Origin of the sequence: Sphingomonas sp. CFBP 13714 (assembly GCF_014842205.1) — a bacterium.
GTDB lineage: Bacteria > Pseudomonadota > Alphaproteobacteria > Sphingomonadales > Sphingomonadaceae > Sphingomonas > Sphingomonas aerolata.
The window spans coordinates 210863-224713 of the sequence record NZ_JACYVG010000003.1 but is presented as its reverse complement, the minus strand read 5'-3'; the positions used below and the strand labels follow the sequence as shown (position 1 = coordinate 224713).

General features: G+C 68.0%; 14 protein-coding genes. 2 read left to right on the top strand and 12 right to left on the bottom strand.

Annotated features, from left to right (window positions below; translation table 11 throughout):
• Positions 1-39: 39 nt before the first annotated feature.
• Positions 40-582, top strand: a complete 543-nt coding sequence (locus tag IFT54_RS08865) for a hypothetical protein (protein ID WP_446740664.1) — start codon at positions 40-42, stop codon at positions 580-582.
• A 4-nt stretch (positions 583-586) separates the two neighbouring features.
• Here IFT54_RS08865 and IFT54_RS08860 read toward each other — a convergent pair whose 3' ends face one another.
• From IFT54_RS08860 to IFT54_RS08835, 6 genes are all read right to left on the bottom strand, one after another.
• Entirely contained in the window at positions 587-1318 is a 732-nt protein-coding gene (locus tag IFT54_RS08860; RefSeq protein WP_192070354.1) for an extensin-like domain-containing protein, read from the bottom strand.
• Positions 1318-2097, bottom strand: a complete 780-nt coding sequence (locus IFT54_RS08855; RefSeq protein WP_192070353.1) for an NUDIX hydrolase — start codon at positions 2095-2097, stop codon at positions 1318-1320. Before IFT54_RS08855 ends, IFT54_RS08860 begins: the two co-directional genes overlap by 1 nt.
• A 128-nt stretch (positions 2098-2225) precedes the next feature.
• Positions 2226-2741, bottom strand: a complete 516-nt coding sequence (locus IFT54_RS08850) for a MucR family transcriptional regulator (protein WP_031393951.1) — start codon at positions 2739-2741, stop codon at positions 2226-2228.
• Between the two features lie 326 nt (positions 2742-3067).
• Positions 3068-3553, bottom strand: coding sequence for a cupin domain-containing protein (locus IFT54_RS08845; protein ID WP_192070544.1), 486 nt, complete (start codon positions 3551-3553; stop codon positions 3068-3070).
• The gene (locus tag IFT54_RS08840; RefSeq protein ID WP_342354794.1) at positions 3553-4662 is read right to left on the bottom strand and encodes a Gfo/Idh/MocA family protein; all 1110 of its coding nucleotides are present in this window, start codon (positions 4660-4662) and stop codon (positions 3553-3555) included. The genes IFT54_RS08845 and IFT54_RS08840 overlap by 1 nt, the downstream gene beginning before the upstream one ends.
• An 84-nt stretch (positions 4663-4746) precedes the next feature.
• Entirely contained in the window at positions 4747-5307 is a 561-nt protein-coding gene (locus IFT54_RS08835) for a gluconokinase (RefSeq protein WP_234387723.1), read from the bottom strand.
• Between the two features lie 196 nt (positions 5308-5503).
• On the opposite strand from IFT54_RS08835, the gene IFT54_RS08830 reads away from it, so the two are divergent.
• Positions 5504-6775: an NAD(P)/FAD-dependent oxidoreductase gene (locus IFT54_RS08830; RefSeq protein WP_192070351.1), complete on the top strand. Its 1272-nt coding sequence runs from the start codon at positions 5504-5506 to the stop codon at positions 6773-6775.
• Here the strand turns inward: IFT54_RS08830 and IFT54_RS08825 are convergent.
• From IFT54_RS08825 to IFT54_RS08800, 6 genes are all read right to left on the bottom strand, one after another.
• Positions 6738-7832 carry a metallophosphoesterase gene (locus IFT54_RS08825; protein WP_197984624.1) on the bottom strand — a complete coding sequence of 365 codons (1095 nt, stop codon included), beginning with the start codon at positions 7830-7832 and terminating at the stop codon, positions 6738-6740. The genes IFT54_RS08830 and IFT54_RS08825 overlap by 38 nt on opposite strands.
• 154 nt (positions 7833-7986) lie before the next feature.
• Positions 7987-9045: a LacI family DNA-binding transcriptional regulator gene (locus IFT54_RS08820; protein WP_244648746.1), complete on the bottom strand. Its 1059-nt coding sequence runs from the start codon at positions 9043-9045 to the stop codon at positions 7987-7989.
• Entirely contained in the window at positions 9038-10555 is a 1518-nt protein-coding gene (locus IFT54_RS08815; protein WP_192070349.1) for a tryptophan halogenase family protein, read from the bottom strand. Before IFT54_RS08815 ends, IFT54_RS08820 begins: the two co-directional genes overlap by 8 nt.
• The gene (locus IFT54_RS08810; RefSeq protein WP_192070348.1) at positions 10552-11586 is read right to left on the bottom strand and encodes a cupin-like domain-containing protein; all 1035 of its coding nucleotides are present in this window, start codon (positions 11584-11586) and stop codon (positions 10552-10554) included. Before IFT54_RS08810 ends, IFT54_RS08815 begins: the two co-directional genes overlap by 4 nt.
• A complete protein-coding gene (locus tag IFT54_RS08805) occupies positions 11579-12295 on the bottom strand; it encodes a SapC family protein (RefSeq protein ID WP_192070347.1) in 717 nt (238 codons plus the stop codon). The genes IFT54_RS08810 and IFT54_RS08805 overlap by 8 nt, the downstream gene beginning before the upstream one ends.
• Positions 12295-13848 (bottom strand): tryptophan halogenase family protein, encoded by a 1554-nt coding sequence (locus IFT54_RS08800; RefSeq protein ID WP_192070346.1) that lies wholly within the window; start codon positions 13846-13848, stop codon positions 12295-12297. The genes IFT54_RS08805 and IFT54_RS08800 overlap by 1 nt, the downstream gene beginning before the upstream one ends.
• Positions 13849-13851: the final 3 nt, after the last annotated feature.

The following is a 13851-nucleotide window of genomic DNA, read 5'->3' as shown; positions in this document are numbered from 1 at the left end:
TTACTTGCAGCAAGGCGGGGTGACGATATGGCTTCACGGATGAAACCGGCAAAGGGCATCACGACGCTCGCCGAAATGAAGGAATTCGCAGGCTTTTCCAGCGCGACGCAGCGCTACATCCGGCGCTCGCTCGATGTCGGCCTCGACCGCGAGGATGCGATGACGCGCTGGTCGCGCGACGTGGTCGAGGAAGCCAGCATCCGCGCACAGGCGCGGCTCTACCAAGGTCTCGACGATGTCCGTGAGCTTCTGCCCGAGGATGCAGGACTTGGTGGGGCGGACCGATTCCTGGGGAAACTGGTGACGCTGGCCGCGTTCGATCTGGGGCAGGGGCGGCTGACGAGCTTTTCCGCGTTCCGGTTCCTGTACGAGCGGCTTGCTGGCGCGGATGTCCGACCCTGGCTGCCGTCCGCCTTCTGCGCGGCGGCGGCGTTGCCGCATCTTCATCCCGAGCTGCGCCGCAAGCTGCTCCAGTCGATCAGCGAGGCCGCGGCGACCGCGTCTGGCTGGTCGAGCCGGGAGCCGGTCTTCTTCCCCTATTGGGTGGAGAAGGTCGACAGCGGGACGTCGCTCGCGACCTGAGCGCTCAGCGGCAGGCGCGCCAGCCCATCGCGCCGCGATCCGCCTGATCGAGATGGAAGTGGTCGGCATGCGCGGCGTTGTAATCGGGCGAGAGCGTCGTCGCGAACAGTTGGCAGGCGCCGTCGCGGACCTCCCGGAGGAAGGCTGCCTTGGCGGTATCGCCTTGCCAGTCGCGAGCCACGGTGATCCGCGTGCCATTGCCCAACCTGAAGCCGGCAATGTCGACCGCGTCGGCGGTCGAATGCTCGCTCCACGTCCCGGCGTCGCGGCCATAGATGCGGCGACAGCTATAGCTGCCGAAATGGTCGATGCTCGTGACCTTGGTGCCAAAATGCCGTTCGGCCGCGGGCTGGACGATATTCCATTCCCATATCGCGAGCGCCGCGGCGACCGGGCAGGCGACGCCCAGACCCGCGGGCGCAAAGTCGATCCGCCGGGCGCCGCCGGATGTGAACCGGACGCCGTCGCTATAGCCGCACTGGCCTTCACCGCTGCGAGGCGGCAGCGCGGTGTAGCGGACACCGGCACGCTCGAGCGCAGCCTGACAGGCGGGATAGGACTGAGTCAGCGCGTTGAGCTTCCGCCCGGTCATCAGGCCGATCGGCTGGCCGAGGTCGAGCGGGGTCCAGGGCAGATCCTGCGGCCGACCGCGCAGCGTCGACCAGAGTATAAGGCCGAGGCCCGTGATCACCGCCAGTGCGACGATCCAGCCCAGCGTTCGTCGCACCGCACGCATCAGCCGTGCGCCACACGCGTGATGGGCTCGCTGGTCACTGGATAGCCGAGATCGTCGGGGATGCAGAAATGGTCGATCCCGTCGCGCGGCTCGATCCACGGCGTCACGGTGCGGACCGGTCTGCGTCGTGTGTCGTCGACCGCGTCGTCGAAGCCGGCGAACAGCGCGAGGCGTTCGAGGTTGCGGCGGGTGGGGAAGATCACCTGCGCGCGCCCGGCATCCGCATGCGCGAGGATCTCGGCAGCGGTCGCCCAGAGCAGGCGGACATTCTCCGTCTCGTCGACGCGGGCGGGGGCGGCGTCGGCAGGCAGGCGCGCGAGATAGAAGCGCGTGTCGAAGATGCGGGTCAGATGATGCGCGGGTCGCCACCGCGCGAAATAGGTGAGCATGTGCGGATCACAGCGGAGCCCTAGCGCGTCGAGCATGGGTCCCAGTTCCCGTCCGGCATGCAGCGCCGCACGAAGTGTCGCGAGCGTATCGGCGGACGGTGCGGGATGAAGACCGATGGCGAGCCCGACCTCCTCGATCGTCTCGCGGATTGCGGCGATGCGCGCGGCGACCTCTTCGAGTACGGTTTGATCGGCGGGCTGCTGGATGAGGTGCTGTGCGAGCGTGCGGTCGGCCGGGTCGACCCGGCCACCGGGGAAGACAAGTGCACCGCCGGCAAACGCCATCGATCCCGCGCGCTCGACCATCAGCAGTTCGGGGGCGAGCGAAGGGCGATCGCGAAAGATCACCACCGTGGCGGCCGGAATGGCGGGGGAGATCGGCTCGGTCATCGGTCTGTGTAACGCGCGAAACCCGGATCGGGCCAGACGGCATTATAGCGTGATTCAGAGCGCGACCGGCAGAGCGCTCAGAATGCCTTAAACGGTCGGGGAGGGCGATCAGCCCTCCCCGTGGCGCATCAATCGTCGCTGCCGAGCGTACGCTTGGCGGCATCGAGCGCGGCCTTGCCGGTCTTGCGCGAAGTCTTGCCGGCGTCTTCCGCAGCGGCTTCGACCTTCGAACCAGCCTTGCGGCCGAGGCCGATCGACTTCGCCATCGCACGGCGTGCTTCCGAATAGGTCGCAGCGACCATCGGATAGTCGGCCTTCAGGTTGAAGCGTTCGCGATACTGCTCCGGCGTCATGCCATGCGTCGTCAGGTGGCGACGCAGTGTCTTGTACTTCTTGCCGTCGATCATCGAGACGATGTGGTCAGGCGATGCAAGCGACTTGCGCGCCGTCACGGCGGGCTCATAGGTCGTCGCCTCGGCGGTATCGCCCGTCATCTCTGCGCCGGTCGTGAGCTTGGTCACGGCGGTGTGCATCGACAGGAGAAACGCAGGAACGTCTTCGGCAGCGGTGCGGGTGTTGGGGTTCGCCAGCCAGGCTGCCGTCAGTTCTGCCGCCAGTTCGACGGTATTGATGGTTTCGGTCACACGGGATCCTTGATTGTTGAAAAATTTTCCCCCTCCATTCGCGCGACTACGCGCTATTGGCAGAAAATGACACCCGCAAATATTATTAAAGCGCTCAATTGACCGGGAATTCTGTTCGCGACGTCGAATCCGAGCGCTGATCTTGCGGTTTGCTGATGTTATACGCGCGCCAGACCAGCCCTATAGATCCTCACAAATACGCGCATTCGCGGTCGTAGCATGCGTGCTTTCGCAGCGGGTCCGACATCCGGCGCAGTCATCAGATCCGGCAGATCAGGGTGCGGATCGAGACGCCCGATCGGGACGTCGCGATTGGCAGATGCATCTTATCGCGCAGGGGCAGCCGGTCGGCGCGGCGTGATCTTGGTACCGAGCAGGACCAGCCCGTTCGCGCCGACACCGAAGCCGTGCGGAACGCCGGCGGGGATGAGCAGGACGTCGCCGGGGCGGAGCGCGCGGGTCGTGCCGCCCTCGATCCGCGCACCGTCGGTGAGGCCGGGATTGACGACATGCGGATCGACCAAGCGTCCACCCGAAAGCAAAGTCCCCGATCCCGCGACGACGGTCGCATATTCATTCTCGTCGGGATGCACCGCAGGACGGCCTTCGGCTTTCCAATATTCGAGCGCGACGACGCTGCCGCCGCCGCTGACGAGCGTCTGCATCGCAAAGCCCTGACCCGGTTTCATCGTCGCTTCGAGCGCCGCGACCGCGCGGGGGATATCGGTCGCCGCGGCGAAATCGCGTGCCGCGTCCTGTGCCGAGGCGACTGTGGCGATCGCGAGCGTCGCCAGCGCGAGCAGGACGCGCATCACGCCTTGGTGTCCGATACCAGCCGGATCGTCCGCCCCTCGCGCGCCGAACGGTAGATCGCCTCGACGATACGCAGGTCGCGCAGGCCCTCCGCACCCGACACGATCGGTTCTCGGCCGGTGCGGATGCAGGTGACGAGATGATCGAGCTGGCCGGCGAACTGGGTCCGGCCCGACGCCGCGGGCGTGACATCGCGCTCGCGCCCGTCGGCGCCCGTCCACATCCGGTTGTCGGCATAGCGGGTCGCGGGTTCGAGCTCTATCCGGCCGCGTTCGCCCATCAGCAGGATGTGGTTCTGGTTCGCGCTGTACATTGACTGGCAGCTGGCGATCGCGCCGGACGGAAATTCGAGCGTCCAGTCGATCATGTCCTCGACCTCGCGAAACCGCGGATCGGTGCGATCGGTGGACTCGCGCGCGGTCACCGCGACGGGCTCCTCGCCGGTCATGTAGCGTGCGGCCTGGACGCTGTAGATGCCCATGTCCATCAGCGAGCCCCCGCCCGCCAGCGCCTTGTTCAGCCGCCACTTCGACGGATCGCGCTGGACGAAGCCATGTTCGGACCGGACATAGCGCGTCCTGCCCATCGTCCCGGCGCGCGCGAGCCGCATCGCCTCGACATTGCAGGGCTCGAAATGGCAGCGATAGCCGATCATCAGCTTGCGATCCGCCGCCTTGCAGGCCGCGATCATCGCCTCGCATTCGGCGACCGAGACCGCCATCGGCTTTTCGCACAGAACATGCTTGCCGGCGCGCGCGGCGCGGATCGTGTACTCGGCATGCATCGCGTTGGGCAGGCAGATATAGACGATATCGATATCGGGATTGTCGCGGATCCGGTCGAAGGTCGCATAGCTGTAGACCGACCGGTCGGGCAGGCCATGCGCGGCCGCGACGCGGCGCGCCTTGGCGGGGTCACCGCTGACCACCGCGGCGAGCCGGCTGTGCGCGCATTTGGCGAATTCGGGGATGATGACGTCGAGCCCGTAATAGCCAAGCCCGACGATCGCATAGCCGAGCTTGCGCGTCGGGGTGGCCGCCTGCGTGATTGCGGGCACTGCGGCCAGCGCGGTTGCGCCGATGACAAATTCGCGTCGTCCTATCGTCACGATCAGATCCCCCATCCTGCAAGCGCTGTCGGCCACCCTGTTCAGCCACCAGTTGCCGCGTGGCCATTACGACCTTGGTCGATCTTATCGCCGATCCGTGCCGTTAGCGCCATCCGCGCTGGCGCGGTCATCGATCCAGGCCCAGACGTCGCGTACCAGCGTGTCGGGCGTGGCCTGCGCATCGAGCGTGATCGCGGCTTCGTCGGGCCCCGGGCGCTCGAGCGTCGCGCGCTGGCTGTCGAGCAGGCTGGCCGGCATGTAATGCCCCGCGCGCGCGCAGAGCCGTCGCGCGAGTTCCGCCGGATCCGTGTCGAGCAGCACGAACAGCAGCGGGACGCCCGCGGCAGCGACAAGCCGCTCGCGATAGACCCGCTTCAGCGCAGAGCAGGCGGCGACCGCAAAGCCGTCCGCCGCGACCGCATCGCCGATCGCGTGACCGACGCGGTCGAGCCAGGGCCAGCGGTCGGCGTCGTCGAGCGGATGGCCGGCACGCATCTTGGCGACCGCCTCCGCGCTGTGGAAGCCATCGCCCTCGAGAAAGCGGTGGCCGGTCTGATCGGCGAGACGCTGGCCGAGCGTCGACTTGCCACTGCCGCTGACGCCCATGACGATGATCGCGCAACCGCGCGGGACCGCGTGGGGCATGCCGTCGCCGGAGCGGGCCTGGGGGGAGGGGGTGGTTTGCACAGTTCCTGACTCGCGGGTTGAGCGCGTCCGGCGGCGCCTGGTTCCAGGCCTCTATCCGGTCGATCGCGACAATTGGCCATTACGACCATCGTCGCGCCCTTGTCGACCGGCGTCGGGACGGGCAACGAGACCGTCCAGTCAAAGGGATCGACGCATGTCCGCACGCAATCATCATGACGTCCTGATCGTCGGGGCCGGCCATGCCGGTGCGCAGGTCGCGATCACGCTGCGGCAACGCGGCTATGCGGGGACGATCGGGCTGATCGGCGACGAGACGTCGCCCCCCTATGAACGGCCGCCACTGTCGAAGGACTATCTGGCCGGCGAAAAGGCGTTCGATCGCATCCTGTTGCGCCCTGCCAGCTTCTGGGGGGAGCGCGGGATCACGCTGATCCCCGGGCGTCGCGTAACCCGGGTCGATGCGGCCGCGCACTGCGTCAGCCATGTTGACGCGCAGGCGACCGAGAGCATTGACGAGGCGAGTCTGCACTATGGCACGCTCGTCTGGGCCGCGGGGGGATCGCCGCGGCGGCTGGGGTGCGACGGGCATGATCTCGCCGGGGTCCACGGGGTGCGCACGCGCGACGATGTCGACCGGATGATCGCCGAACTGCCGGGCGTCACGCGGGTCGTGGTCGTCGGCGGCGGCTATATCGGGCTCGAGGCGGCGGCGGTGCTGACCAAGCTCGGCAAGCAGGTGACGGTGCTCGAGGCGCAGGACCGGGTGCTCGCGCGGGTGGCGGGGGCGGCGCTGTCGCGGTTCTACGAGGCCGAGCACCGCGCGCACGGCGTCGACCTGCGGACCGGCGTGACGGTGGCGGCGATCGAGGGCGCCGACGGGTTCGTGTCGGGCGTGCGGCTGGCGGACGGTACGGTGCTGCCGTGCGAAATGGTCATCGTCGGGATCGGCATCGTGCCCGCGGTCGCGCCGCTGATCGCCGCAGGCGCCGGTTCGGCGGGCGGTAACGGGGTGATGGTCGACGCGCAGTGTCGCACGAACCTAGCCGATGTCTTTGCGGTCGGGGATTGTGCGGCGCATGCCAGTCGCTTTGCCGGCGGGGGCGTGGTCCGCGTGGAATCGGTGCAGAATGCGAACGACCAGGCGGCGATCGTCGCCAAGGCGCTGACCGGCGTCGAGGAGGCCTATGGCGCGGTGCCGTGGTTCTGGTCGAACCAGTATGACCTGAAGCTGCAGAGCGTCGGGCTGTCGACGGGGCATGATCTCGCGCTGCTGCGCGGCGATCCGGCAACGCGCAGCTTCTCGGTGGTGTATCTGAAGGCGGGGCGGGTGGTCGCGCTCGACTGCGTCAACAAGACGCGGGATTATGTGCAGGGGCGCGCGCTGGTGGTCGCGTCGGCGCGGGTCGAGCCGGCGCTGCTGGCCGATATCACGGTCGATCTGAAGACGCTGGTGCCCGCGGATTGAGGTCCGACCCGGCGGCGCGCAGCGTGAAGCGCGTCATCTCCGACGGGCGGCCGAGCCGGACCGCGAAGCCCGGCCACAGCCCGGTGCCGTTGCCGACATAGAGCGTCATCCCCGCGACGTCGTAGCGGCCGGACACGAACCCGCCATTGGCGCGCGCGAACAGACGGTCGAAGCCGGGCGCGACGCCGCCATGCGTATGCCCCGACAGCTGGAGCGCGACGCCTTGCGCTGCGGCGTTGTGCGCATTGCGGGGCTGGTGATCGAGCAGCACTACCGGCGCCCCCGCGGGCGCGCCGCGCAACGCGCTGTCGAGATCGGGACCGGGCTGGCCGACCGAGGGGGCGGAGAGATCGGTGAGTCCTGCAAGCACGAGCTGCGCGTCGCCGCGTGACAGCACGGCGTGGCTGTTGGGGAGCATGCGGAAGCCGAGCCCGTCGAGATGCCGCATCCAGGCGGCGTAATCGAAGAAATATTCGTGATTGCCCGGGATCGCATAGACGCCGTCGGGGGCGCGGAGTGCGCGTAGCGGGGCGACGTCGGCGCGGCGCATCGCGACCGATCCGTCGATGAAGTCGCCGGTGACGACGATCAGGTCGGTGCCCGCCGCATTGGCGCGGGTGACCACCGCTTCGGCCCAGCGCGCCTGGAACAGCCGGCTGATGTGCAGATCGGTCAGCTGGAGGATGCGATACCCCTCGAACCGCGGCGGCAGTCCGGCGATCGTGATCGCGACGTCCTTGACCGGCGGCACGCGCAGCGCGTTCGAGACTCCGATCGCGGAGATCAGTGCCGCGAGCCCCGCGATAGCATAACGCAGGCCGTCTGGCACGGCGGTCGTGCTGCGACGCAGGATCGCGGTCGCGAGCGTGCCGATGTCGAGCAGCAGCTGGAGCATCGCGAGCAGCACGATCGCCGCGAACGCCCAGTTGAACAGGATGACGACGCTGCGCGGAAATTCGGGCGCGAAGATCGATCCCGAGGACAGCCGGTTCCAGAAATGGAACTGCGAGGCGACCAGCAGCAGCAGCGCCACGCCGGCCTTGAGCCAGAGCGACATCGACAGCGGCCAGAGCCAGCGGGCAAGGACGACCAGGCAGGGCGTCGCGAAAATGAGATTGAAAATGACGGTCTCCGTTCGTCCCCGCGCCGCCTGTGGGGGAGTTGGCCGTGCGTCGCAAGGCCCGCCGGATCCGCCGGCGCGAGCAGACCGGTCAGGCGGTGGCGGGTGGGCGCGCGGTCGAACGGCGGACCGTCAGTTCCGCCGCGACGGTGATCGGTGCGTCCGGCGGGGGATCTCCCGCCAGCCCGGCGATGATGAGGCTCACCGCGCGCGCCGACGCCTCGGCGATCGGCTGGACGATCGCGGTCAGCGGCGGGTGGGCGAGGCGGATGATCGGCGTGTCGTCGAAGCTGATCAGCGACAGATCCTCGGGCACGCGCCGCCCTGTTTCGCGCGCCAGTTCGAGCGTCGCGAGCGTCATCTGGTCGTTGCTGCCGATGATCGCGGTCGGCGGCTCGGGCAACGCGAGCAGCGTCCGGGCCGCGGCCCGGCCCGAAGCATGGCTGAAATCCCCCGATGCGAGCAGATCGGTGCTGTCGAGCCCCGCATCCGCCATCGCCGCGCGCCAGCCATCGACGCGCCAGCCGCTGAGTTCATAGTCCGCGGGCCCGGCGATGAAGCCGATCCGCCGGTGGCCGAGCCCGACGAGATGCTCGGTCGCGATCCGCGCCGCGCGCGCGTCGTCCATCATCAGGCGGACGCCGGGCCCTTCGCTGATCGAGCCGATCCGGACGAACCGGATGTCCTGCGCCGCGAGCAGGTCGATGATCAGCGGATTGCCCGAATGCGGCGGGGTGAGGATCACCCCGTCGGGCTGCAACGCGGCGATCGCGCCCAGCAGCTCGCGTTCGATATGGTCGCTATGCGTATCGACCAGCTCGACGATCAGGCGATAGCCATGTTCGGCGCAGGTCAGCATTCCGCCGAGCAGCATCTGGTCGACCCAGTCGGTCCCTTGCCGCGCGCGCCAGTCGGCGATCGTGCGTTCGCGGTCGTTGAGCGCGAGGATCAGATAGGAGCGCGAACCGCCCATCCGCTGGGCGGCGATCGAGGGGACATAGCCGAGCCGGTCGATCGACGCCTGTACGCGCTCGGCCATTTGCGGGCGGACGCCGGTCTCCTTGTTGACGACGCGACTGACCGTCTGCAGCGAGACGCCGGCGTCCGCTGCAACATGCTTGATCGTCACGGCCTGACGGCGCCTAGCCAAGATGCGGGGATCCCGCCGAGGCAGACGGCGCTGTGCTGCAATAATGCGCGACATAGGCGGCATGGTCAGGCAGCGCGTCGACGGTCGCGTTGGTCGTGTCGCGCAGCCCGCCGAGCAGTCGCACGAGTTCGTCGTCGCGCATCTTGGTCGCGATCGGGTGATAGCTCTCCGGCACGATGCCCTGGCCGAGCATCACCTGGACCCAGCTGTTCTCGGCGAACAGCTCGTCATTCTTGCGGAAGACGCGGCCGGTTTCTCGAAACAGTGCGATCTTGTGCGCGAGCGAGTCGGGCACCGGCATCGACGCGCATTGCCGCCAGAAGGCGCTGTCGCGGCGGTTGGTCGCCTTGTAGTGGAGGATCAGGAAATCGCGGATCTGCAGCATGTCGGTATGCTGCTGTTCGTTGAATTCGGCGACGTCGCGCGGGCTGATCCCAGCCGATGGGAACATCCGCAGGAGACGGAGGATGGCGCGCTGGATCAGGTGGATGCTCGTCGATTCGAGCGGCTCCATGAACCCGCCGGACAGGCCGATCGCGACACAGTTGCGATGCCATTGCTGGCGTCGCGCGCCGGTGACGAAGCGGATCCTGTTCGGCTCGGTCAGGGTCGGTCCCTCGACGGTGCCGAGCAGGCGCTCGAGCGCGGCATCGTGATCGAGATAGCGGCCGCAATAGACGATACCGTTGCCGGTGCGGTGCTGCAGCGGAATGCGCCATTGCCACCCGGCATCGTGCGCGATCGCGCGGGTATAGGGCAGGGCAGGCCGGACGCTCTCGGTCTGGACCGCGATCGCGGAATCGCACGGCAGGAAATGCGTCCATTCGTCGAACCCGGCATGAAGCGCCTGTTCGATCAGCAGCGCGCGAAAGCCGGTACAGTCGAGGAACAAGTCGCCCTCGATCCGTGCGCCGGAGTCGAGCGTCAGCGCGGCGATGTCGCCGCTTTCGCCGTTCAGCTCGACCTGCGCGATCCTGCCCTCGATCCGGGTCGTGCCGTCGGCCTCCGCCATCTTGCGCAGGAAGCGGGCGTAAAGGCCTGAATCGAGCTGATAGGCATAGTTCATCCGGCCATCGGGGAGATGCGCGAACTTGCCCTGCAATGCGGCGCGCAGTTCGAGGCAGTAATCGTCGAACGGCTGGTGATGGCCGCGCGTCAGCCCGTGCAGCCAGAAATGCTGGAAGCCCGCGGACCAGTGATCCTTGCCGGTCGTGCCGAACGAATGGAAATAGGTGTCGCCGCGATCCTTCCAATTGTCGAACAGGATGCCGAGCTTGAACGTCGCCTGCGTCTCTCGCATGAATTCGGCTTCGTTGATCCCGAGCAGGCGGTTGAACGTCACGATCGGCGGGATCGTCGATTCGCCGACGCCGACGGTGCCGATCGCCTCGGATTCGACCAGCGTCACCGCGACCGTGCGGCCCATCGTCCGCGCGATCGCGGCGGCGGCCATCCAGCCGGCGGTGCCGCCGCCGGCGATGACGACGCGGTGGATCAGGGGCGTGGTCATCGGCTGAGTGCTCTCAGGAGGAAGGCGCGCAGCTTGCCTGCGCTGTCGGGGGTGAGCGGGGCGAGGACGCCGCGCTCGGCTTCGGGAATATGCGCCGCGACCGCGGGGTCGTCGGAAAACACATAATGATCGAACATCGCGCGCCAGTGACGTTTCTCGTCCTCGGGCAGGTCGCGGATTGCGAGCAGTGCGTGGTTGAGCGCATCCTGCGGCTGGCCGAGCCAGCGCGGCGTGTCGCGCCACCAGTAATTGACCAGCACGTTGAAGTCCGAAAGCCCCTCGACATGGTGCCACCACAGCGCCGGGATGTAGAGCGCGTCGCCGGCGTCGAGCTCGGCGACCTGCGCCTGCGCCAGCGCATCGCGGAAGCCGGGATAGGCGGCGAAGTCGGGGTCGTGGAAGTCGACCATGCTCACCGCGCGGCCCGCGGGGGTATTGTCGACCGGGCCGAGATAGAGATTGCGGAACTGGTCGCGCGGAAACAGCGTGAAGCGGCGACGACCGACCGCGACGCAGGCCAGATTGTCGGGCGCGTCGTTATGCGCCGCGATGCGCGTCGGCGTTCCCATCCAGATGCTCGCGAGCGGCGTGCGGTCGCCGAGGTCGACGTGATTGGCCTCATGCAGTCCGGTGAAGAAATTCTGCATGTCGATCGAGGCGAGATAGATGGACGGTGCGCCGTCGACCCCCTCATTCTCGGTCATCCGCGCGAAGATCTCGGGCAGCGGCGCGCGCATCATCTGGAAGTTCATGCCCTGCATGTCGCCGTAGAACAGCCGGCCGCCGCTCTGCGACGCGCCGACCGAGACGGCAAAGGGCGTGGGCCGGGCATGGCGCTCGATATAATCACGCGCCGCGCGTCCCGACTGGCGACCGGCCTCGACCATCGGCCAGTCGGCAACGAGTCCGCGGACGATGAACGGCGTCGTCGCCTCGCGCAGCAGCGTGTCGAGCGCCGCCGGCCCGCTGATGTCGACTTCGCGGATCCGCGGCAGGGTGGCGAAGATCCCCGCGGTGCCGGCGTCAGCCATGCCCGAGCCGTCGGTTCTTGCGCGCGACGAGATCCCCGATCTGGCCGAGCGAGGCGAGCGCCATGAAGATCGGCAGCAAATGGCCTTCGGCGTGGAGCTCGGCGACGGATGCTGGGTCGAGCGCTTCCAGGCGGTCCTCGTCGATGACGTGATAGCCGACCAAGCGGTTCTTCGATCCGTCCTCGAGCGTGACGTCGAGCGTCAGCGGTTCGAGCAGATCGTGACGCTGGAGCGCCGCGAAGAAGGCGGTCGCAGCGACATAATCCTCGTCGAGCGCGCGCAATTGATCGGCGATGCGTTCGAGAAACGGCGTCGGGCGACCGGTATCGTCGAACACGCGCATGCCTTCGCCGGCGCCGATCCGCGGGCTCGCCATGTCGATATGCACCTGGCGCAGCGACGAGCCCTCCGGCCCCCGACCGACGAGGAAGGGCTGGCTGTCGATCGCGAGCGGGCGATAGCGGGCATCCCAGCGCCCGCCGTCGAGAAACAGGTTTTCGCCCGCTTCGAACCCGAACATCGCGAGCGCGGTGAAGCCGTCGCGGGGCTGGTCGCGCTGGAACAGGATCGGATAATGGGTCTGGACGCGGCGGAATTCGCTGGGGACGGTGATGCACGCCATGACGGCGTCGCCCAGCGCATCCGACCGGTCGGTGCGGATCCGCAGGTCGCGGTGATCTTCGGGCGTCAGGATCGCGTGGTCGGGCATCAGGCTCTCGTTTCCATGGTAGCGCCTGTCATCGCATGCCGCAGGGCATCGAGATAGGCGCGATTGGTCGGCAGGGCGGCGGCGAGCATGCGACCGTGCCGGTCGACCTGCTGCACGAGCAGGTCGGCCGCACCGCGGGTCCCGGTCCGGACAGGCGTGCGGCGCGGCGCGGGAAAGCCCATGCCGTAGAGCACGAATTGATAGCTCGCCGCGGGAAAGATCTCGTCGACCATCGGGAAGTCGGCGTGCGACGGGGGCTGGTCGGCCCATAGCTGGAGCAGCTCGGCGAGACGCGGCGGGATCGACCCGGGATCGCGGTGATCACGCCAATAGGGCTCGTCGCGCTGGCTGAGGACATAGTGCAGCTTGAGGAACTCGACGATCCGGTCCCAGCGATAGCGGAACAGTGTGTTGAAGCGCGCGGCGTGGAGATCCATCGTGCGGCGGGTTGCCGGGAAATTGTCGAGCAGCGCGTCGACCGACAGCTCGACCAGCACGATCGCAGATGCCTCAAGCGGTTCGAGGAAGCCGGCGGACAGACCGATCGCAAGGCAGTTGCGATGCCAGAAGCGGTCGCGGTGACGCGACTGGAACCGCAGGGGGCGAAAGTCGGGGACCGGTGCGTCGGGGGCCGTCGCGCGCAGATAGCGGGTAAGCGTGTCCGCCGCCGCGTCGTCGTCGAGATGCGCGGAGGAATAGACGCAGCCGATGCCGCGTCGCGCGGGCAGGCCGATATCCCAGATCCAGCCCGCGGCGTGCGCGGTGGCATTGGTCTGCGACGCGATCACGCTGTCGGGTGTGACCGGCAACTGGACCGCGAGCGCGCGGTCGTTAAAGAGTTCGCGTCCGCGGTCGATCGTGCCGACGCCGTAATGCTCGCCGATCAGCAGTGCGGCATGACCCGTGCAATCGAGGAACAGGTCGCCTTCGATCCGGCCCGATACGCGCGTGCGGACCGCGGCGATGTCGCCATCGGTAGCGCCATCGACGCCGACGACATGGTCGCGCAGGTGGCGCACCCCGAGCCGTTCGGTCGCGTGGCGGGCGAGCAGGGCGGCGAACTTGCCGGCATCGAGATGATAGGCATAGTTCAGCGTGCCCGCATAATCGGGCATCGCGCGCTGACGCGGGGCAAGGTCCTCGCTGCAGACGGCATGTTGCGCACAGAGCGCTTCGGCAAAGGCCAGACCGCTGTCGGACCAGGCCGAGGCGAGATCGCGGGGGGCTGCATCGGCGGGAGCCGTGAAGGGGTGGAGATAGCGGTCGTCGGGCGCGCCGGTGCGCCAGCCGTCGAAGCGCGATCCCTGTTTGAACGCGGCATCGCAGGCGAGGAGGAATTCGGTTTCGGAGATGCCGATCCGTTCGAGCGTACGGCGCATCGTCGGCCATGTGCCTTCGCCCACGCCGATCGTCGCGACGTCGGGCGATTCGATCAGGGTGACTTGAAGCGGGCGCTCGGCATCACGGTCCGCGCGGGCGGCGATCAGGCACGCAGCGAGCCATCCGGCGGTGCCACCGCCGACGATCACGACCGAGGTGATCGCGCGATCCATGTC

Bases quoted from the DNA above. Each gene is read 5' to 3' on its own strand.
- IFT54_RS08865 (WP_446740664.1), top strand. From the start codon at position 40: ATGAAACCGGCAAAGGGCATCACGACGCTCGCCGAAATGAAGGAATTC.
- IFT54_RS08845 (WP_192070544.1), bottom strand. From the start codon at position 3,553: ATGCGCGTCCTGCTCGCGCTGGCGACGCTCGCGATCGCCACAGTCGCC.
- IFT54_RS08800 (WP_192070346.1), bottom strand. From the start codon at position 13,848: ATGGATCGCGCGATCACCTCGGTCGTGATCGTCGGCGGTGGCACCGCC.
- IFT54_RS08860 (WP_192070354.1), bottom strand. From the start codon at position 1,318: ATGCGTGCGGTGCGACGAACGCTGGGCTGGATCGTCGCACTGGCGGTG.
- IFT54_RS08835 (WP_234387723.1), bottom strand. From the start codon at position 5,307: ATGCCCCACGCGGTCCCGCGCGGTTGCGCGATCATCGTCATGGGCGTC.
- IFT54_RS08815 (WP_192070349.1), bottom strand. From the start codon at position 10,555: ATGACCACGCCCCTGATCCACCGCGTCGTCATCGCCGGCGGCGGCACC.
- IFT54_RS08810 (WP_192070348.1), bottom strand. From the start codon at position 11,586: ATGGCTGACGCCGGCACCGCGGGGATCTTCGCCACCCTGCCGCGGATC.
- IFT54_RS08805 (WP_192070347.1), bottom strand. From the start codon at position 12,295: ATGCCCGACCACGCGATCCTGACGCCCGAAGATCACCGCGACCTGCGG.
- IFT54_RS08830 (WP_192070351.1), top strand. From the start codon at position 5,504: ATGTCCGCACGCAATCATCATGACGTCCTGATCGTCGGGGCCGGCCAT.
- IFT54_RS08855 (WP_192070353.1), bottom strand. From the start codon at position 2,097: ATGACCGAGCCGATCTCCCCCGCCATTCCGGCCGCCACGGTGGTGATC.
- IFT54_RS08825 (WP_197984624.1), bottom strand. From the start codon at position 7,832: ATGTCGCTCTGGCTCAAGGCCGGCGTGGCGCTGCTGCTGCTGGTCGCC.